This window comes from Pirellulales bacterium (assembly GCA_036499395.1).
Lineage (GTDB): Bacteria > Planctomycetota > Planctomycetia > Pirellulales > JACPPG01 > JACPPG01.
Genome location: DASYDW010000019.1, coordinates 147,522 through 167,104, shown reverse-complemented (window position 1 = coordinate 167,104; position 19,583 = coordinate 147,522). Strand labels below are relative to the sequence as shown.

Sequence of the window (19,583 nt, the reverse complement as noted above, 5' to 3'; positions counted from 1 at the left end):
GCGTGAAGCCGTTACCGGAAGACATGCGTGAATGGCCGCGTGATCCCCGTCAATTGTTGGGGGTCAAGCCGGGCGCCGACGCGCGCGAGGTGAAGCGAGCTTACGTACGGCTCATCAAGATTTACAAGCCGGAGCACTATCCCAAGGAATTCCGACGCCTGCGCGACGCCTACGAAGCACTTCAAAGGCTCGCCACTGGGCAGAATTGGATCATTGACCAAGGTCACGTTTCGATTTCGTTCGACGTCCCGCCAACCGCACAGATTACCGTTACGTCTACGCCGAATAACGATTCGGCCCCGACTGATCCCGGACCAGTAGCGCCAACGTCAGAGAGGATTATCCCAGCCGATCCCTTCGAGAGCGCCTGGAAGGAAGCCCTGGCCGGCAATGTCGATAGCGCGTACGCGGACATCTCGAGACGTGTCCTGGCCGGGGATCAACCCGAAGAGGCGTATCTGCGTCTGTACTGGCTGGCGTTCACCTATCCGCAGGCCTCGCCGGCTCGCACCGCGCTCGATTGGTTAACACAGGGATTGCGCGTTCACGGGCTGTCGTCGCGATTGGGGGCGATATTTCGTCAACGCCTGCAGGCCTCGCCGCAGGAGGCCCTGCTGGAGCCTGTCGAGCAACTTGTGCTCGCGCTCTCCGACCCGCGCGACATCGCGGACCTACTCGATTGCCGTTGGCGTGCTTGCCAGCGTCTGGGCCACGGTCAGACAACCCGCCCATCCTTATGCGTGGAGACCATGACGCGCGACATCGAGTCCTCGGCCGCGCGCATCCTGGCCGTCGACGAGTTGATCTGGGCCAACTTACTCTTTCGTGCGATCGAGCATGCCGCATGGGACAAACGCGAGCCGCATGCCGACTTTGTCCAGACGCTGAGTCGTCAACTCAACGGCGCCCACCATTTGCACTCGCGGCTCGAAACGACCTTTGACGAAAGCGAAAGATTGCTGCGCGATGCCCGTACATGGCGCGGACTTTATCGCATTAAAAGTTCCCCCTGGACGTCCAGTATCGCGCCGCACATCCTCGACTTTGTTCAGGCATCCGTACTTTTCCCGGCGGCCGAGCTGGAGCAGGATGCGCGTCAACTCGCTGCGCGGATCGTCGAATCTCCCAATAGCGCGCTCAAAGTCCTCGACGCACTGGCCACGGCGTCGCCTCTTCTGGCCGCCCGCGTCAGCAACACCCTCTATCAGGTCGGATGTCATTGCGATTTGCCCGAGCTGGATACATCGCGTTCCGGCCTGGCGATGGTGGCTCGGAACTTCGTCTACGAAAGCCCCTGGTATAAATACCAAAAGTTTCGCCACGCGCTTCTGAGTTTCTGCTGCGAAGAGGCCATTGCGCCTTCCGACATCGCAGAACTGATTGACGAAGATCCGGAGCTGGTTACCGGCTCTCGGCGGCGGCTGTCTAACGCCATCAGCGCCGATCGGACGCTCGAGTGCGTGTATCTAGCGCACCGTATTTTCGGCGAGGTCTGAGCTATCAGCTGTCGCAGCCCGCGCAAGCTGTTTGCCATTCCGCAAAATACCAGGCCCGGCTATCATCTGGCGGCCCTGACGGTCGCAGCGACCGCTGCGCGCCGTTCGGGAGCATGGCCGTGCCGGATGATCGACGCCGCACGGACCTGACGATTTCGCGCGGAGTCTTTCTGGATGCGGATCTGCTTTTACACCGAAACGGCCCTGCCGAAGCTGGGTGGCCAGGAGCTGGTGATTGACGCCCTGGCGCGGCAGTTCCTTGCGCTGGGACACGAACCACTGGTGCTGGCGCCGCCGCCCAAACGCCGCCGCGTCGCCGCGCACGATGCGCAGTTGCCCTACCCGGTGCTGCGGCATCCGCGTTTTGTTTCGACGCGCTACTTTGTCGAATGGTATGCGACCTTTCTGCGACGCGCGTTTCGTCGCCATGCGTTCGATGTGTTGCACTGCCACTCGATTTATCCGTGCGCCTACCTGGCGTCGCTGTGCCGGGACGAGTTCGGCGTGCCGCTGGTGATTACCAGCCACGGCGGTGACGTGCATGCCGCCGGGCGACGCCTGGCCAAGCCCGGCATCCCTGCTCGGTATGAGCGCAGCCTGGCCGCGGCCGATGCCCTGATCTCGATCAGCAAATTTACGACCGCGGGGTACCAGCGGCTTTGTCCGACCGCGACTACGATCGAAGCCATCCCGAATGGCGTCGATCTCGCGCCGTTTGCCCAGACGCTAGCCCGGCCCGAACAGTTGTCGTCAGCGATTCCGGCCGGCGAGTACATCCTGTTCCTCGGGCGATTGAATCGTCGCAAAGGGGTTGACGTGCTGGTCGATGCCCTGGCGCAACTGCCGCCACACTTGTCCACGCCGCTAGTGATCGCCGGCGATGGCGACGAACGCACGGCGCTTGCCGCGCAATGTGCGCAGCTAGGCCTCGCGGGACGCGTCCATTTCGTCGGCGCTGTCAGTGGCGCCGCCAAGGTCTGGTTGTTGCAGAACTGCCGCTTTACCGTGATTCCGTCGCGCACCTGGGAGGCGTTTCCGCTGGTCGTGCTCGAAAGCTTCGCCGCCGGCAAGCCAGTCGTCGGCACGATGATCCCTGGCCTGGCGGACCTGGTCACGCCGGATCAGACGGGTTTGCTCGTGCCGCCGGAATCCCCAACGGCACTCGCCGCCGCGCTCGCGGAATTACTATCCGATGAATCGGTCACGCACGGTTACGGCCGTAACGCCGCGCAGATCGTGCAAGAATTCGACTGGCGACACATCGCCCGGCAGCATCTCGACCTCTACTCCCGCCTGCGCGGCGGAGGCGTCTCGGAATCGCGCTCGATCAAGTCCGTTCCACAGGCGATGGCCCGGCAGTCAACGATCATGCCCTCGCGGTCTGATGCCGAGTTCGCACGTCGCTAGGCCGGCGCGACTGTTCCTGAGAAGCGATCGGGTAACCCGCGATCGTGGCAACCGGATCGGAATCCCACGGCGCTCGCATCTTGTGCCGCCGCGATGGGCAGGCGACGATTGTTTTTACGAGCAGGGCCGTGCGTCTGGTGTAAGACGCGTCACGGGAAATCGCCAGCGAGGTTGGGCGTGAATTCGCGGGCAACATCGAAACGCAATCCCGCCTCGCCCGTGCCCGCACGCTTTTCGCTGCCGACGGCTTTAGCGGTCGGTGCGCTGTTGGCTTTGTTCCTAATCTTGGGACTGAGCGCCATCGGGCAGAAGTCGCCTGCGTACGACGAACCGATTCATCTCACCGGCGGCATCAGCGATTGGACCACGCATGATTACCGGATCCTGCCCGAGAGTGGGCATCTGCCGCAACGATGGTGCGCCCTGCCCGCCTGGCTAGGGGGCTCTCGGTTCCCATCGCTCGAAGACCCGTCGTGGCGCACGCTGCACGAATGGGATTTCGCCGAGCTGTTGTTCTTTCGCTCGGGCAATGACGTCGATCGCCTGCTGGTACAGGGGCGCGTGATGACGGCGCTCTTGGCCGTGGGGCTGGCATTGATCGTCTATGCCTGGTCGCGAGCCTTGTTCGGCCCTGGGGCCGGTTTGTTTAGCCTGGCGCTGTTCGTCTTTTCGCCGACGATGCTCGCCCACGGCTTCTTGATCACCTCGGACATGGCCACGGCATTGTTTTTCACCGCCGCGGTCGGGGCGTGGTGGTTACTGCTGAAACGCGTGTCGGCCGGCACGCTGGTCGCGGCCTGGCTGGCACTGTCGGGTTTGTTCTTGTCGAAATTCTCGGCGCCGACGATCGTACCGATGGGCGCGGCGCTTTTGGTTGTGCGACTTTGCCATCGCGCCCCTTCGCTTGTGCAGCTTGGTCGCACCTGGGAGGTATCTGGGAAGGGCCGGCTCCTGGCCCTCTATAGCGCGGTCGTCGCGGTGCTTGTGCTAATGGTCGCCTTTTCGATTTGGACGGCCTTCGGCTTCCGCTATTCACTTCTCAATCCGGCGATCGCGCAGCCGGACGAGCAAGTCCCCTGGCAGGACGTTGCCACCGGCTCGGCAAGGACCGACGCGGGCATTGGTTTTGCGCGCGAGCATCGTCTGCTGCCCGAGGCGTACTTGTTCGGCTTCAGCCATACCTTGCACCTGGCGTCCGATCGCAATGCGTTCCTGAACGGGGAGGTGCGCCGCGGCGGCTGGCTCGCCTTCTTTCCGTATTGTTTTGCCACGAAGACGCCGCTGGGGCTGTTTGTGCTTCTGGTGTCCGCCGCAGGTGCGATAGGGATCAAATTGCGCAGTGGTCATTCGGGAAGCGCCCCCGATTCAGCAAATGATAATCGCCTGGCGCTGCTCTACGAGATCGCGCCGTTGTTGGTGCTGCTCGCCGTGTATTGGGGCGTTGCGCTCGCCAGTCATCTGAATATCGGGCACCGGCATTTGCTGCCCGTGTATCCGCCGCTTTTTATTCTGGCCGGCGCTGCCGTTACGTGGATAACGCCCGCCCCCCAGCGCGCCAACCCGCGATCGACTCCTGTGATGAGCGCCGTTGTCGCCGCGGCGCTCGCATTTACCGCGTTCGAAGCGATCTGGACCTGGCCGAACTATCTGGCCTACTTCAATCTGGCAGTCGGTGGACCTGGGAATGCATACCGCCATCTGGTCGATAGCTCGCTCGATTGGGGGCAGGATCTCAAAGGGCTGAAATCTTGGCTCGACGCGCATCCGCAGGACGCGACCAATCGCGAGCGGGTTTACCTGTCGTACTTCGGCCCCACTCCGCCTGAGCTGTATGGCATCGAGGCCGTGCGGCTGCCGTCACATCCTGATCGTTGGCAGCCTGCCGTGCCGCGGCCGCTGACCGGCGGCACGTATCTGATCAGCGCCACGATGCTCCAGTGTGTGGCGATCCCGTACTCGGGCCTGTGGAATCAATCGTACCAGCAACAGTACGAGCAACTGCGCGAACGAGTCGAGAGCTTCCAAGCACGCTCCGGCACCCAGGCAGGGCTCGCCGAACTAATGCGCGAAGCGCCCGAGAGTACCTGGGCCAAAGTTTTCTGGGCGTACGAAATGCTGAGATTCAGTCGGTTGGCCAGTTTCTTGCGCCAACGCGAACCGGACGACGAAATCGGCTACTCGATCCTCGTCTATCGTTTGACCGACGACGACGTGGCCCGTGCCCTGGACGGCCCGCCAGGCGAAATGCTCGAACGGCCCGAGATCGAAGCCGAGGACATCCGCCGCGGCTTGAAACCGCCCGCGCCCGGTTAAGGCAATTAGCCACCGAGTGCACCGAGGCCACAGAGATTCTTGAAATACAATGTGCGGCTACCAGCGCGCGTCCACCAATCTGCGAAATCTGTGTCATCTGCGGATGGATTCTTTGCGTCCTGCATTCGTCGAAACGAATACATGATCGATCCGCAGATTGCGCGGATGGACGCAGATTGAAGAACCTCGGCGATCTCTGTGCCCTCGGTGGCAAATTCCAGAACTAAGGGATTCAGCCACCGAGCACACAGAAGTCACAGAGGTTTTTTGGTGAGAATGGATGACACGCTCTGGCCGCTTAGGCGACCTTGTCGGGCACGGTAAACGGTGCTCGGTAGTTGCGTGTCAGCAGTGCTACGGCGTCCTCGTCTCCGGTGATCGTCTCGTTCGGCCCGTCCACGGTGAGCTTGCGGCCTAGCCGATACTTGAGCCCTTCGAGCGGGATCGAGTTGGTCTTGCCGAGGTACTCTTCCATCCGCGCCAAGGTCTCGTACGCCTCGGCATTGTCGCCGAACGATTTGGTCTGCGGCACGAAGGGAGTCTCTTCGCCCAACCGATACGACATGTTCGCCAAATGGCACAGGGCGCTGGAGTAATGCCCTTCCAGGATGTCGGCGTTCAGGTCGGACTGTTGCCGGCTGCGCACCGCCTCGATGAAGTTCTGGAAGTGGCCGCCGCCGGGGCCGCGCGGCGCGCTAGCGATCGGCTGTGCTTCGGTGCTGTCCTTGGGATAGAACTTCCCTTCGGTCACCAGGCCCCCTTCGCAATGGAAGAAGTTGCCGACCTTCTCGCCGTGGAAGTCGGGCGTACGCAGGCCGCGCACCTCGAAGATCAACTGCGTATCGCCGAAGTCCATGACCGAGATCTGCGAATTCGGCGTCTGTCCTTGATCTTCGTAACCGAAGCGACCGCCCAGGCTGACGACGCTCTTCGGCAGCGTGGCACCGGGAATACCCCAGCGGGCGATATCCATCTGATGAACGCCCTGGTTGCCGATGTCGCCGTTGCCGGTGTCCCAGAACCAGTGCCAGTTGTACGGCACCAGGTTCTTGTGATACGCCTGTTGGGGCGCGGGGCCGAGCCATAGGTTGAAGTCCAATTGCGGCGGCGGATCCGACGGCTGCTGAGTCTTGATGCTGCCGCGTCCCTTGTAGCACAGGCCGCGCGATACCAAGAGCTTGCCCGCGGCGCCGCTCTTAATGAAGTCCACGGCGCCGGCCCAACCGTTGCTCGAACGGCTTTGCGTGCCGTGTTGCACGATGCGATTGTGCTTGCGCGCTGTTTCGACCGCGATCCGCCCTTCATGAATGTTGTGGCTGACCGGTTTTTCGACGTACACATCCTTGCCGGCTTGGCAGCCCCAAATCGTCATCAGCGAATGCCAATGGTTGGGCGCTGCGATCGTGATGGCATCGACATTCGGATCGTCGAGCACCTCGCGAATGTCTTTGACCAGCTTCGGCGTGACGCCGGTCTTTTCCTTGATCGTGTCGACCGGGATCGGCGAGCCGGGGATCCGCGTGCCGAAAGCACGTTCGTCCGGATCGACCAGGTACACGATCTCGACCCCCTTCATGTTCGAAAACTGCTTAACGTGCTCGCGGCCACGGCCGTTCAGCCCGGCGATCGCGATGCGGATGGTGTCGTTCGGCCCCAGGTCGCGCGCTGCCGACCGTCTGCCGGCCATGGCGAAGGTGGACATGCCTCCGGCGGCAACCAGCGACTGCTTCAAAAACGTACGGCGAGTCGAACTCGACATGGCGAGGCCTTTCGTATTTTCTGGTGGGGCGGACGGCAGGACCCAGGCGTGTGCGGCACCGATACGTGCCGGCAGGAGCAAGCCGGATTCAAGAACCCTCGGGCGTTTCCCGCTCGCAAACGGCCGGGGCTCCGACAATCGGCTTCCCCGTAGGCTACCCGCACGCCCATCGGCTGGCAACTATTTCGGGCCGACCGCAGGGTGGGTGAACGGCCGTCGTTGATACGGCAAGCCGGACTGCAAAGGGCTACGGTTCGAGCGGTTTTCCTGGAAACGCGTGGAAGAACCTGCCCGTAACACTCGGCCCCGGGAGGTACAAAATCCGGCTCGCCGCGCATGACGCCCCCTGAAGCAGCTTTCTTTCACGCAATCCTGGTCCGGCGCTCACCATCCGCTCACGCGGCTTCGATAGAGTGCCAGCACGGCGCATGACTCGCCGGTGGTCCCTGTCATTTTTTCCGTAGGGAGGAGACCATGCTCGTGCTGACCAGAAAAACCGGGCAAGCCATCCGGATTGGCGAAACGGTAACGATTACCGTGGTTCAGCTCTCTCGACATCGAGTCCGCATCGGCATCGACGCCCCCGACGCCGTCACCGTGCATCGCGGCGAGATCTTCGAGCGCATCCAGCAATCGCTGCTATCCGACGGAATCACCGTCGAAATGAGCACGGCGAAATCTTCCGCGCGCTAGCAGCAGCCGATTTCGTTGGCTGAATTAAGCAAACGTGTGCGTCGAGGACGCAGCGGCGTATTGCGCCGCAGATGTTACTGATGCATTCCGTCTCGCAACAGCGCGGTGTGATCTCGATCCGTTGGCAACCTGTCTACAAAAGTTCGACTTTTCAACTTCGACCTTCAGTCTTGTTCGCACATTATTGGGGAAGTTTGCCGTGACTTTGCCGGTCGTGCGGGTTGCGCCGCCACGTTGTTACGGTCGTAGTGGTGCATTCGCCCCACAAGTGTAAGAAGCGCTCACGGCAATTGCGCAGAACTATTGATCGCTTTGCAATTGCTGTTAAATTCAAAGTTCAAGGCACGTGAACAGGCATCTCAAGAGTGCAGGTTGGGTCATCCACACTATGTCAGAAGCTTCATATTCACGATCGGACGAGGTCGATCACTTGTTGCGCAACGCGCAGTTGCGTGACGAGCTTGAGCCATTCCTCGACGACTCGATCAGCCAGTTGAACGTCGGCGAGCTCCCCACGCGCGTCGAGAACGAATACCTGGCCAGCATGCTGGCCTGGGAGCGGGCGCCCGTTTTGCCGATCGGCGAATGGTTCGAGCCAAAGCTCGAACTGCCCCGCCCTGACGCGCTGAACGACGAGCAACTGCACGATCTTTTGTGGGACACGATCCAGCGGCTGTACGACAAGCGGATCGTGCTTGACTTCACCGATCACTTGTCGGATCGGCAACTCTATTGCCTGATCTATCGGGACATTCTGTCGTCGCCGGAAAAGAAGCTGGAGCGGTCGGACAATTATCTTCACTGGGATTGCGCCGATGCCGGCGGCGATCCCGAAGTCTGGCTGCGCTATTACGCCAGCGAAGAAGACCGCCGCGGCTGGAAAGAATCGGGCTCCGGCCCGTTGCCACCGGTCGCGCCGCTTCCCTTCCCGCGCCAACTTCCGCGCCGACCGCTGTAGTCGTAGCAATCTGTGGTTGTAGGGTGCGTCCTCGACGCACCAAGCTTTGTCGTCCGCAGTTTGCGCCGATTTTCGCAGATTAGAAGAAGCTGCGTCGCAGCGTCACTATGACAGCGCACATTGCGCCGCAATCGTGCCATGCTTTTTCCGCGATAGCGGAATAAGCATGCAACATCAGTCGCTCTTCCTCACTTTGCGTTCGCGGCTTCGTCGAAGAACTGAAACACCTCGGGCAGCGATTCTTGGACGATCAGCAAGTGTTCGACGTCGGGGTATTCGCGGAATACGACCTTCTCGACTCCCGCTTTGCGCAAGTTGCTGACTAATCGTTCGACGCCCGCGAGCGCGAAGTCCTCTCGGCCCGCGGCTACGTAATACGGCAGCAGCTTGATGGCGTCGCTCGGCTTCACGACACCGCCACCGCCTAGCGCAGCCACCGCCGTGTAGAAATCAGGTCGGGCTTGCGCTGCCGCCGTGGCTTGCAGTGCCCCCATGGAATGCCCTATCAGGTACACGTGCTCTCGATCGATCGCGTAGTTCTTACCGAGCGCTTCGACCAGTTGCTCGACGGGCAACAGCCCAAAACCTTCGGTTCTCGGCGAGACGACGATCCAGCCACGGTGCTGACACTCGTTCTTAATGGCTCCCTCGCCGTAACCATCGAAGAACAAGTTCTCACTTCCCCCCGCACCGTGTAAGGCCACGACTAACGGACTGGCCCCGTCCGCCTCGGCTGCCGGTGGCACGAAGATTCGCACGGGCCAGGACTGGTCGCCGATCGGTACGCGCAACCAGAATTCGCCGGCGCGTGCGCTATTATAAAACGTCTCGCCGGTTTTGGTCGTGGCGATCGCCTGTTCGATCTCGGACATCAAGCGTGCGGCCGGATATTCGGTCTCGAGCACGTCGCCGCCGGCCAATCCGGTGAGAAGTTTCACCAGCGCGATTATCGATTCACGATCGATGCTCCTCGCGTCTTTCGAAAAGTCGAGCGCGGCAGCGGCGGCAGCCAGGCGTGCTGAAAGATTCTTCACCAGCGAGAATCGATACGCGGCGGACGCCAGTCGACCATTCTTGTCATCGATCACAACACTTAGGGCGAAATCCCCTTCGCCCAGGCCGGCGAGGGGCATCGAAATATCGCTCGGAAGTTGCTCGATCGGGAACTCAACTTTCACGGGCCGTGGCTCACCAACTCGCTCGATCGAGGCTACGACGCGCGCCCCCGCTGGCACCGACGACCCTGTTTCGTACAGCTCGCGAATCGCAACCGTGAGCGTCGTATCATCCGCGTCGAGTAGCCGTCTGCTGAATTCGAGGTAAAGCGATTCGGCCCAGAGCACGTCGGACGGATAATCGTCGGAGTGAGCGAGCGCCAGTCGCGCTTCACCTAGCGATCGGACGGCTGCGATTTGCTTGCCGCCCAAAAACTGATTGACGGCTTGCTTCAGCGGTGCAATCGCACGTCGACGTGCCACCGTATCGGACGTTTGTCGCCAGGCGCTTTCGAATTGGCGCAACCGGCGCCCCGATTCGTAGCGAATCGCCCGTGGAGCAACTTCGTCTGCGACCACATCGCCGCAGAGCGTCGCCAGAACTAGCCAACAGCAGAAAACCGTGGCTCGCGCGCTCGCGTAACAAGTTTTCATTGTCGCCCCGACACTACATTACGCAGTAGTTGTAGGGTGCGTCCTCGACGCACCGGCTTCTATTTTGATAACACGTTGTCAATTCACGACCAGAGTAGCATCGGCGTGTCACGGATACACCATACGAGTTTCAAGCAAGACCGCCATCCGCACCGTTACCGCCGGGGCCAAAATTTCCGTATATTCGGCTTTCGTTCGATGCTTGCCAGCATGTGCATCGATCGCATGCGGCGACCAGCGATTTTCCTGAGATGGAGAGCCAAGTAGACCACCAAGGCGTAACAGTAACCAACCAAAGGCTTGTAGTTCCTAACGGTGTACCATGCGAAGCTCTGTTTCGGATTGCGAAACCAGTCGGAAGTTTCCTGACGAAGCGGTTGCGAGATGCTTTCAGCCCGCGAGACTTCCAATTCAAAACAACGTGCCCACGTAGGCAAATCACCAAGGCCGTCGGGCTCACTCTTTCCCTCGTATGCGATAACCCAGTAATGCGACTCGGGCTCAGCTTCTATGTTTTCCAGGGTTGCGCTGCAGAGATAGTTACGAGTTCGCTGCTTACCCTCAAGCGCATTGAGCAGCGGATCATCGTAGGGCTCAAGGTACCCAACCCAACATGGCAGCTTGTCAGACGAGACTACCTGCCCTTCAGCCCGACAGAGATTTGCCTCCTTTTGAAGAATTAGGGCTGGCATCCACATGCGTGGCACGTGATCAGCAACGACAATCCCGCCGCCAAATGGACCATCGATGAAAGAACAGGGAGCGATAGTATCGGGATAACCTAATGCCCACCAGCCTTTCGTAGGATCGAGGTATCCGCTTTCCAGCGGATTGGCGAGCAGCCGTGGCAAGTCCGCCCACTTGTAGCTCAACTCAGCCCATGAGGGGTAAACAACGTATTTCGTGTCGGGCTCGGCGCGAAGCATGGAGATACGATGCGACGTTTATTGCAGATTGTCAATCAGCGAGGGACGTCCTCGACGCACCGCCTTATCGATCTGAAAACACTTGCCAAGTTGTGGGCAGAATCGATGTGGTGTGTCGCGGACACACCCTACGGATCTTGCTGGCCGCGCGGCGTGAACACACCGGCCGCTGCAGTCCTGTAACTACTTGGCTTTGCGCGCCGTTTCCGTTGCCGGCTCGCCTGGATGGTATGGCTTGCGGCTGGCTGCTTTCACATCGTCCCAATAGAACAGGTGCGGCTTCGTTTTCGTTTCGGACAATAGCTTGGCCTGATCGAAATAATGAGGCGAGTTCGGGTCGCCGCTCGAGCCGAATTGCAGCAACGTTCCGCCTGTGATCTTCTCGCCGAATTCGAACACGCCCAGGTAGGTCAGACCGACCACGCCGTAGTGCTTCTTCAGCGACTTCACGAACGGAATCTGAATCGTGGGCGTGTAATATTGCGTGAACACGACGCCCATGGGCCCGTGCGAGCCGATGCACGGCAAGCTGGGCAGGGCATCGTCGAACGGGATATCAATCAGCTCGGCCACGTCGGCATGTCGCTGGATGCGATAGACATCGCCGTACGCGACCTTCCAGGTGCCGTAGGTCGTTTGCAATTTCGACGCCGCTTGCACGAGCGCCGCCAGTTGCAGGGCAACATCTCCCTGATAGGCCTGCTTCATCGTTTCGCCGGGATAGTTGCTGCCGTACAGGTCTTCGTACCATTCGACGCACAACGGAGCCTGCGTCGACTCGTTCGTCACGCGGAAATCCCAGTCGAGCAAATGCGCCAGGTACGGCGCCACGCGTTCGGCCAGTTGCGGATCGCTGACCTTCAGCGTCTCGAGCGCCCGGGCGTATTTCGGCAGCTCGACCTGCGCCCAATACAACGTCGTGTCGAAGGCTGATCGTTCGACGTCGGCCAGCGTCACGTCGTGCATGTTGCGCAGGATTTGCCGCGAGATCTTGGCCCGTCGCTTATCGTCGTTTTTATCCTCGGCCATGTAATTGGGAAAATTCCCAAGCGGCGCATTGCCGTCGTCAGTCACCGTGAAAGGGCTCGAATTGCAGTTCTGCACAAAGCCCGAGGGGGGATTCAGCACCTGCGGCAATTCGTCGACCGTGTGATAGCCCTGCCATTCGGTGCGTGGATCGCTGCCGTCGACCGGTTTGCTCCAGTCGAATTGTGGATCGCGCCGCGGAATTGTGCCGTTGTAGAGATAGAAAATGTCGCCGTGCCGGTCCGCATAGACGGCGTTCATGATCGCGAAGTTCAACGTCCCCATGCCGCGTTTGAAGTCGTTGACGTTTTTCGCCCGCATCAGGATGCTCATCTGCCGCAATAGCAGTGCGTCGTACAGCTTGCCGATCTGCGCGGTAAACTGCGTCTTCCCTTCCTTGGCCACGATCGGCCCGTGATGGGTCTTCCGGAAGGTGTACGTCTTGTCCTTGACGGTCACGCCTTGCCGTACACGTACCGTCTCTTTCCATTCCGTGGCCTTCCGATAACCATCGCCATAGCGGTACTTCAACGGATCGTTCGGATCGTCGAACGTTTCACGCCATACGTCGGCGATGTCCGGTTCGTTGACCGTGAAACTCCAACCGGCGTCCTCGTTGTGGCCGATCGTCGGTAACGGGCTGCCGAAGAACGTCGAGCCGCTGAAATTCCACCCTTCGCCGCTGCGCAGATGCGCTTCATACATTTGGCCAAAGCCGAACCACGGCTGGTGCGGATTTGCCATCAGCATCGCGTGTTTATTCTTGGTGCGCGACGGGGCGATCGCCCAGGCGTTCGATCCCACCGCGCCCGAGATCGAGGGGGTCGTGCGCGGCATGAAATTGCTCGATAGCCGCGTGTAGCGAAAGCACAGCTCGATCGTTAGCTGCCGGCCGAACGCCAGCACGTACCACGGCTCAAAGTGCTTGAGCAGACGCGGCTTCACCTCGGGGTGGGTCGCCAGGTAGTAGTTCAATCCGTCAACGTACGATTCGCAGATCACCTTTACGTCCGGCTCGAGCTGATCGTAATCTTGCTGCGAGCGCGGCACGATCTCGTAGGCGCGATTCAACAAGTCGGAGTTCAGCCCCTTCGGACCGAGAATCTCGGCATATCGTCCCAGGCCGAGAATGTAGGTGTCCTCGATCTGCCAGAAAAAATCCTCGGCCTGCGCGTAAGCGAAGCCGAAGATCGTGGCGGCGTCGTTCTCGCCGTCGATGTGCGGCGTCCCGTAATTGTCGCGATAGATCACGACCTTGCTGGCCAATTCTTCTTGCTTGGCCGAAACAGGCGCCGTCGCATCACCGGCCGCGTACACAACCGGCGAGGTAATGAGCAACATGATGGCCGGCGTCAAGCAGCACACCGGCAGCAACATCCAATCGGCCCGCTTCGCTCGAAACGCGCCACCAGCAGCCGACAGGAAAGTCATAACCAGTCCTCACTCGATAGACAGAGAATCGACGCCGCGCCCAGGATTTGTTCCTGAAGCGAACACGGCAGCCGCCGTTCGGTTCGCGCAACCGCCCAGGCACAAAGGACACAGGCGCACGGAAACAGGCCAGGATCGACGGGGCGCCGGTGCCGTAGATAGGATCGCCGAGACCGCGGCGCACGGACCGGAACGTTGCTCCAGGTTCCACATCCTTGCGAAAACTCCTGCCGATCTCGATCGAGCGCGCCCCAGTAATCGCTCGACGCCGCAAGCCTAACAAACAGGCTCTGTGAAATCCAGGCGCGGCCCTCATCGCGCGATAGCGCCCGACTGCACTAAAACGTGATTTTCCACGGCGTTGCGCAGCGCCGATGGTCGTGAATCGACCGCGTACCTGCGATTGCCAGTGGGAGGGGTTAAACCTATACTTCTGGCGGCCGTGCCTCTGTGCGCACCTCCTACTGCCGACTCACTGCTGGTCGCCCTGTTCGACCGGTCTTGCCTGGCCGCCTACCCTTGCCCAATGCCCCAGATTAAGTTCATCCCGATCGACCAGGCTCAGGCACCGCTCTTCGTAGGGGTCGACCTGGGAGGAACCAGCATCAAGGTCGGCGTTGTCGACGACCTCGGCCGGCCCCTGTCGTGGTTGAGCGTGGATACCGACGCCACGAAAGGGCCCGAAGATGGCGCCCGCCGCATGGGCGCCGCGGTGCATCAGGCTCTGGAAAAAGCGGGGGCTCGGCCCGATCAGGTGGCCCGCATCGGACTCGGTTCCCCCGGCACGATGGACATTCCGGCCGGCATGCTGCTGGATCCGCCGAACCTGGCCGGCTGGACCAATTTCCCGATTCGCGACCGCCTGGCTTCGCACGCCGGCCTGCCGGTCAGCTTCGAAAACGACGCCAATGCCGCCGCCTACGGCGAGTTTTGGGTCGGCAGCGGATCTGCCCTGCGCAGCATGGTTATGTTCACCCTCGGCACCGGCATCGGCTGCGGCATCGTTGTCGACGACATGGTGCTGCGGGGCGAGCATAGCCACGGCGCCGAGTGCGGGCATGTTATTATTGACTGTCGCCCTGACGCACCGCTTTGCTCGTGCGGGCAGCGTGGCCACCTCGAGGCGTTTTGCAGCGCCAAAGGGGTCGTCCGCCGCGTGAACGAAGCTCTGGCCGAAGGGCGCCCCACGTCCTTGACCCATTTGGGCAAAGAACCGATCACACCGCTGCTGCTCGCCCAGGCCGCCGAGGCAGGGGACGAACTGGCACTGGAACTCGTACTCGAGACCGCGCGGTACCTGGCCGTGGGAGTCGTCAACTTGATGCACACCATCGACCCTAACGGCATCGTGCTGGGCGGGGCGATGACATTTGGTGGCCACGAAAAACCGCTCGGCAAGAATTTCCTCGAAACCGTGCGGTCCGAAGTGCGCCGCCGTGCGTTTCCCGTGCTGGCCGAGAAAACCGTCATCGATTTTGCCTCGCTGGGGGGCGATGCGGGTTTCATCGGCGCCGCCGGAGTCGCCCGGCAAGAGCATCTCCGTCAGGAACAAGCCTGATCAGCCCGGGCAGGGAACGAACCGTGACGGCCGTCGCGCCGCCTCGCTCTCTCCCTTGCTCGAAGTACTAACGTACAAGAGTTCAATAACAGTTGGACAAGGGAAGGCCGACGTTGGCAAAGCTCGAAAGCAAACACATCCGCAATTTCTCGATCATTGCCCACATTGATCACGGCAAGAGCACGCTCGCCGATCGATTGTTGGAAGTGACCGGCACCGTCGCCAAGCGCGAGCTGCGCGAGCAGACTCTGGACGACATGGATCTGGAACGCCAGCGCGGCATCACGATCAAGGCCCGCGCCGTGGCCATGCCGTTTGTCCACAACGGCCAGAAATACGAGCTGAATCTGATCGACACGCCGGGTCACGTCGATTTTCAGTACGAGGTTTCGCGCAGCCTCGCCTGCTGCGAGGGGGCGCTACTGCTGGTCGACGCTTGCCAAGGGGTCGAGGCGCAAACGGTTGCCAACGCCTTGGCCGCGATGGCCAGCGATCTGTCGATCGTGCCGGTGCTCAATAAGATCGACCTAATCAACGCTCGGCCCGACGAAGTCATGCAAGAGATGGAGACCGTGCTCGGCATCGATCCCGCCGACGTTCTGCCGGCCAGCGGAAAGACGGGCAAAGGGGTCGAAGCCGTGCTCGCGGCCGTCGTCGAGCGGATCCCGCCCCCCTCGGGTGATCCCGAGTCGCCGCTGCAGGCGATGGTTTTCGATTCGCATTACGACGAGTTCCGCGGCGCCATCACCTATGTCCGTGTAATGAATGGCACGGTCCGCAAGAATCAGAAAATCCGCTTCATCAAAACCGGCTACGTCCACGAGGTGCTCGAACTGGGCCAGTTCGCGCCGCAACGGCGTCCGTGCGATCAATTGCAGGCCGGGCAAGTCGGCTACTTGATTTGCAATATCAAGACGCTCAATCAAGTCCACATCGGCGATACCGTCACCACCAACGGCGAGCCCGCGGGCGTGGCGCTCCCCGGCTATCAAGAACCTAAGCGGATGGTCTTTTGCGGGCTTTACCCGTCAGACGGCCAGGACTTCGAAGAGCTGCGCGACGCGCTCTCGAAGCTCGCGATCAATGATCCCAGCTTCGAGTTCGAGCCCGAGACGAGCGACGCACTGGGCTTCGGTTTCCGCTGCGGCTTTTTGGGCCTGCTGCACATGGAGATCGTGCAGCAGCGATTGGAAGGCGAGGCCGATCTCGACCTGGTGCAAACGGCTCCCAACGTCACGTACGAGATCCTCACGAAGAACGGCGAAACCATGCGGATTTACAATCCGCAAAAAGTTCCCGACGCCGGCGAGATCGAAGAATTCCGGCAACCGATTGTGCGCGTCAGCTTCGTGCTGCCCAGCGAAGTGATCGGCCCGGTGATGCAGCTCTGCAACGACCGCCGCGGCATCTATGTCCGCACCGAATATTTGTCTCCGACCCGTGCCATGCTGGTCTACGACCTGCCGCTGGCCGAGGTGATCTACGACATGCACGACAAGCTGAAAAGTTGCACGCGTGGCTACGGCACCATGGACTACGAGCTGCTGGGGTATTACCCGGCCGATCTGGTGCGCATGGATATTCTGGTCGGTGGCAACCGGGTCGATGCGCTGTCGATCATTTGCGATCGCAAGGACGCCGACCGTCGCGGCCGGGCCGTTGTCAAGAAACTGCGCAGCGAGATCGACCGCCACATGTTCGAAGTCGCGATCCAAGCGGCCATCGGCAGCCGCATCATCGCCCGCGAAACAATCTCTGCCATGCGCAAGAACGTCACGGCCAAATGCTACGGCGGCGACATCACCCGCAAACGCAAACTGTGGGCCAAGCAGCGCGAAGGCAAGAAGCGGATGAAATCGGTCGGCAGCGTCGACATCCCCCAAAAGGCCTTTCTCGCCGTGCTGGATACCAGCGGGGAGTAGCCGCCTTACGTCGGCGCAGGCAAGCTAACCACCACCTTCTCGAGAGATCCGCATGCGGAGGAAAACGGAAGTCTCTCTAGTGGTTACCAGCAAGAGGATGTCGCTTGCAGAGTTGGCGACCGCCCTGGGACGGCCGCCGCAGGCAGGATCGCATGATAAGGGCGCGCGTCACCCGAGTGGAAAGTCGTGGGACGTCACGATTTGGCGCGCCAACTCTCTTGATCCCAGTGCCGCGCTCGAAGTGCAGTCCGTGCAACTGCTGAATGACATGCCTTCGGCTTGTGCAGACCTGCTCGCGACAAGTCCGGATGACATTACCGTGACCCTAGATGTCGCGGTGTACTTTCTGACGCCGTATTCGAGTTCGATCATATCGCCAGCCATGATCTCAGCCCTGGCCGGCAAGGGAATCCAACTGGAAATAACGTCTTATCCCATTGAACCGACTTCCTGAGCGAGTCGTAGCCCGTCGTTCAAACGGGACAACAGGCATCGCGGTCCCAATCAGATTCGTGGGATTCACTGCCTTGGTGGTGCTAGTCTTTCTCTTTCGACGTCATTACGCTTGATTTCGTAATGATCTCGCACCGGTGGCACTATGCGAACAGTTCATCACAATTGCTTGCCGTATATCAACGCACGTCACGTGCTGCAGCAATTCACCATTTTCCTCGCTTCTCTGCGTTTGCTTACGCCTTTGCTCTTCGCTTTGGTCCCTTGGCTTTCGATCCCGTCAAGCGCCACCGAGCCGGTGGCGGACTCCCCGAAATTCCTCCGCGAGTGGGGCGGGCTGGGGTCGGCCGCCGGGGAGTTCAATTTCCCGATCGGCATCGCTGTTAGTGCCGCGGACGAGGTCTTTGTCACGGACTTCTATAACTCGCGCGTGCAGAAGTTCGCGACCGATGGAGAATTTCTGGCCGCGTTTCCTGTCTCGGCTTTCCCAGGCGGGATAACCTTCGATCGTGAAGGGAATATTTATGTTACTCACGCCGGTATTCCACCGTCGCGCTTCGAAGAGGATCGCAAGCGCGACAAGGTGGCCGTCTTCAATGCCACCGGTAAGCCGCTGCGCGAGTGGGGAAAATTTGGGCAGGGCGACGGCGAATTCGACATGCCCGGCGGCATCGTGATCAGCCGCGACCAGCGGGTGTACGTGGCGGATCAGTGCAATCGCCGCGTCCAGGTTTTCGATACACAGGGGAAGTTCATTGCCAAATGGGGAAGCAAGGGACTCGAGCCTGGCCAGTTCGGCGGCAATCCCCACCCGAAAGCGTTCTTCGCCGGCCCCACGTTCCTGGCCTGCGATCCGCAAGGCAACGTTTACACCACCGAAGCTCCGCTAGGCCGGGTACAAAAGTTTACTTCGCGCGGCGAATTCCTGAGTGCCTGGGGCGACAACGAGGTCGCACCCGGCAAGTTCGGCGGCTTCTTCACGGCCTTCGAAAAGCTAAACATGCAAGGGCCGACCGGCCTCGGCTTCGACAAGCGCGGACGATTGTGGATCAGCACCATCGGTGGCCGGATCCAACGCTTTACCGCGAATGGCGTGTATCAGCTAGGCTTCGGCGAAGAAGGAACGAAGCCCGGCCAATTCTACGCTCCACACGGCTTGGCCTTCGACAGCCACGGCGACCTGTACATCGTCGACGCGTTCAATCATCGCATCCAAAAGTTCGCGCTACCGCCGTAAGAAACGAATTGCGTTTTAAACACGTTTCATTCGTGGTTTCACTTCTTCTCGTCTGCGGCGGCGGTTGATTTTGCGTACGCCTCGCGCGCCACAGGGCCTACGATTTCGTTCCAGATCGCATAGCCGGCATCGTTCATGTGCAGTTTGTCGGCCCGAAGCAATTCCGGGCGCGGTCCGCCGTCGGCGGCGGTCATGCGCGTGCGGGTGTCGATATAGCCCAGGCGTGGATCGGTTTTCGTGAACGCCTCGATGAGCGTATTCGCCTGCTTCAACTTTCCGTCAATCTTTTGACGCGCGACGCTGGGGAACAGCGATACGAAATAGATCTTCGTCTTCGGTAGCGCCGTGTGAATCTTGCCCACCAGCGATTGAAAATCCTCGGCCACTTGCTCGGGCGTTTTGCCGGCCGCGATATCGTTCCCACCGGCGAAGACTACGACAACGCGCGGCTTATAGGGAATGACGATCCGATCGGCGAAGTAGGCCGAATCCGCCATCTGCGACCCGCCGAAGCCCCGGTTCGTGCATGGTAGGTCAGGCAATCCCTTCTTCAAATCCCACAGTCGGATCGACGAGCTGCCGACAAACACCAGGCCGTCCTGCGCCGGCGGCGAAGTCTTGTCTTGCTCCTCAAAAGCCGCGATCGCCTTATCCCATCGCTCGGCAATAACATCCGCCGTGAGAACAGTCGTCGCCAACAAGCATGTCATCAAAGTGGTCATCAAGCTTCTCCTTAATGAGAACCGTTAATTCGA

General features: G+C 60.6%; 14 protein-coding genes. 9 read left to right on the top strand and 5 right to left on the bottom strand.

The window, feature by feature from the left end; all coding sequences use genetic code 11:
- Positions 1 to 2 precede the first annotated feature (2 nt).
- The 3 genes from VGN12_04215 (at position 3) to VGN12_04205 (ending at position 5,216) form a co-directional block, all read left to right on the top strand.
- The gene (locus VGN12_04215) at positions 3 to 1,496 is read left to right on the top strand and encodes a J domain-containing protein (protein HEY4308638.1); all 1,494 of its coding nucleotides are present in this window, start codon (positions 3 to 5) and stop codon (positions 1,494 to 1,496) included.
- Between the two features lie 174 nt (positions 1,497 to 1,670).
- Positions 1,671 to 2,903 (top strand): glycosyltransferase family 4 protein, encoded by a 1,233-nt coding sequence (locus VGN12_04210; GenBank protein HEY4308637.1) that lies wholly within the window; start codon positions 1,671 to 1,673, stop codon positions 2,901 to 2,903.
- A gap of 177 nt (positions 2,904 to 3,080) precedes the next feature.
- Positions 3,081 to 5,216, top strand: coding sequence for a hypothetical protein (locus tag VGN12_04205; GenBank protein HEY4308636.1), 2,136 nt, complete (start codon positions 3,081 to 3,083; stop codon positions 5,214 to 5,216).
- A 298-nt stretch (positions 5,217 to 5,514) separates the two neighbouring features.
- On the opposite strand, the gene VGN12_04200 is transcribed toward VGN12_04205, so the two are convergent.
- On the bottom strand, positions 5,515 to 6,975 hold the full coding sequence (locus VGN12_04200; GenBank protein ID HEY4308635.1) for a Gfo/Idh/MocA family oxidoreductase: 1,461 nt from the start codon (positions 6,973 to 6,975) through the stop codon (positions 5,515 to 5,517).
- A gap of 474 nt (positions 6,976 to 7,449) precedes the next feature.
- Here VGN12_04200 and csrA point away from each other — a divergent pair, with 474 nt between their 5' ends.
- Both csrA and VGN12_04190 read left to right on the top strand, forming a co-directional pair.
- Positions 7,450 to 7,668, top strand: coding sequence for a carbon storage regulator CsrA (gene csrA / locus VGN12_04195; protein ID HEY4308634.1), 219 nt, complete (start codon positions 7,450 to 7,452; stop codon positions 7,666 to 7,668).
- A 388-nt stretch (positions 7,669 to 8,056) separates the two neighbouring features.
- On the top strand, positions 8,057 to 8,626 hold the full coding sequence (locus VGN12_04190) for a hypothetical protein (GenBank protein HEY4308633.1): 570 nt from the start codon (positions 8,057 to 8,059) through the stop codon (positions 8,624 to 8,626).
- A 188-nt stretch (positions 8,627 to 8,814) separates the two neighbouring features.
- On the opposite strand, the gene VGN12_04185 is transcribed toward VGN12_04190, so the two are convergent.
- The 3 genes from VGN12_04185 to VGN12_04175 all read right to left on the bottom strand — a co-directional run bounded on the left by VGN12_04185 (position 8,815) and on the right by VGN12_04175 (position 13,658).
- Positions 8,815 to 10,104 carry an alpha/beta fold hydrolase gene (locus VGN12_04185; GenBank protein HEY4308632.1) on the bottom strand — a complete coding sequence of 430 codons (1,290 nt, stop codon included), beginning with the start codon at positions 10,102 to 10,104 and terminating at the stop codon, positions 8,815 to 8,817.
- A gap of 326 nt (positions 10,105 to 10,430) precedes the next feature.
- On the bottom strand, positions 10,431 to 11,201 hold the full coding sequence (locus VGN12_04180) for a hypothetical protein (GenBank protein ID HEY4308631.1): 771 nt from the start codon (positions 11,199 to 11,201) through the stop codon (positions 10,431 to 10,433).
- A gap of 183 nt (positions 11,202 to 11,384) precedes the next feature.
- The gene (locus VGN12_04175) at positions 11,385 to 13,658 is read right to left on the bottom strand and encodes a penicillin acylase family protein (protein ID HEY4308630.1); all 2,274 of its coding nucleotides are present in this window, start codon (positions 13,656 to 13,658) and stop codon (positions 11,385 to 11,387) included.
- Positions 13,659 to 14,184: 526 nt separating this feature from the next.
- On the opposite strand from VGN12_04175, the gene VGN12_04170 reads away from it, so the two are divergent.
- The 4 genes from VGN12_04170 (at position 14,185) to VGN12_04155 (ending at position 18,828) form a co-directional block, all read left to right on the top strand.
- Positions 14,185 to 15,216, top strand: a complete 1,032-nt coding sequence (locus VGN12_04170; GenBank protein HEY4308629.1) for an ROK family protein — start codon at positions 14,185 to 14,187, stop codon at positions 15,214 to 15,216.
- 113 nt (positions 15,217 to 15,329) lie between these two features.
- Positions 15,330 to 17,138, top strand: a complete 1,809-nt coding sequence (gene lepA / locus VGN12_04165; GenBank protein HEY4308628.1) for a translation elongation factor 4 — start codon at positions 15,330 to 15,332, stop codon at positions 17,136 to 17,138.
- A gap of 79 nt (positions 17,139 to 17,217) precedes the next feature.
- Positions 17,218 to 17,592, top strand: coding sequence for a hypothetical protein (locus VGN12_04160; protein HEY4308627.1), 375 nt, complete (start codon positions 17,218 to 17,220; stop codon positions 17,590 to 17,592).
- 144 nt (positions 17,593 to 17,736) lie between these two features.
- Positions 17,737 to 18,828, top strand: a complete 1,092-nt coding sequence (locus VGN12_04155; GenBank protein ID HEY4308626.1) for a hypothetical protein — start codon at positions 17,737 to 17,739, stop codon at positions 18,826 to 18,828.
- Between the two features lie 38 nt (positions 18,829 to 18,866).
- On the opposite strand, the gene VGN12_04150 is transcribed toward VGN12_04155, so the two are convergent.
- Positions 18,867 to 19,550: an SGNH/GDSL hydrolase family protein gene (locus tag VGN12_04150; protein HEY4308625.1), complete on the bottom strand. Its 684-nt coding sequence runs from the start codon at positions 19,548 to 19,550 to the stop codon at positions 18,867 to 18,869.
- Between the last annotated feature and the right edge of the window lie 33 nt (positions 19,551 to 19,583).

Excerpts from the sequence above, each read along its gene's own strand:
- VGN12_04210 (HEY4308637.1), top strand. The coding sequence starts at position 1,671 with ATGCGGATCTGCTTTTACACCGAAACGGCCCTGCCGAAGCTGGGTGGC.
- VGN12_04200 (HEY4308635.1), bottom strand. The coding sequence starts at position 6,975 with ATGTCGAGTTCGACTCGCCGTACGTTTTTGAAGCAGTCGCTGGTTGCC.
- csrA (HEY4308634.1), top strand. The coding sequence starts at position 7,450 with ATGCTCGTGCTGACCAGAAAAACCGGGCAAGCCATCCGGATTGGCGAA.
- VGN12_04190 (HEY4308633.1), top strand. The coding sequence starts at position 8,057 with ATGTCAGAAGCTTCATATTCACGATCGGACGAGGTCGATCACTTGTTG.
- VGN12_04180 (HEY4308631.1), bottom strand. The coding sequence starts at position 11,201 with ATGCTTCGCGCCGAGCCCGACACGAAATACGTTGTTTACCCCTCATGG.
- VGN12_04175 (HEY4308630.1), bottom strand. The coding sequence starts at position 13,658 with ATGACTTTCCTGTCGGCTGCTGGTGGCGCGTTTCGAGCGAAGCGGGCC.
- VGN12_04170 (HEY4308629.1), top strand. The coding sequence starts at position 14,185 with ATGCCCCAGATTAAGTTCATCCCGATCGACCAGGCTCAGGCACCGCTC.
- VGN12_04155 (HEY4308626.1), top strand. The coding sequence starts at position 17,737 with ATGCGAACAGTTCATCACAATTGCTTGCCGTATATCAACGCACGTCAC.
- VGN12_04150 (HEY4308625.1), bottom strand. The coding sequence starts at position 19,550 with ATGACCACTTTGATGACATGCTTGTTGGCGACGACTGTTCTCACGGCG.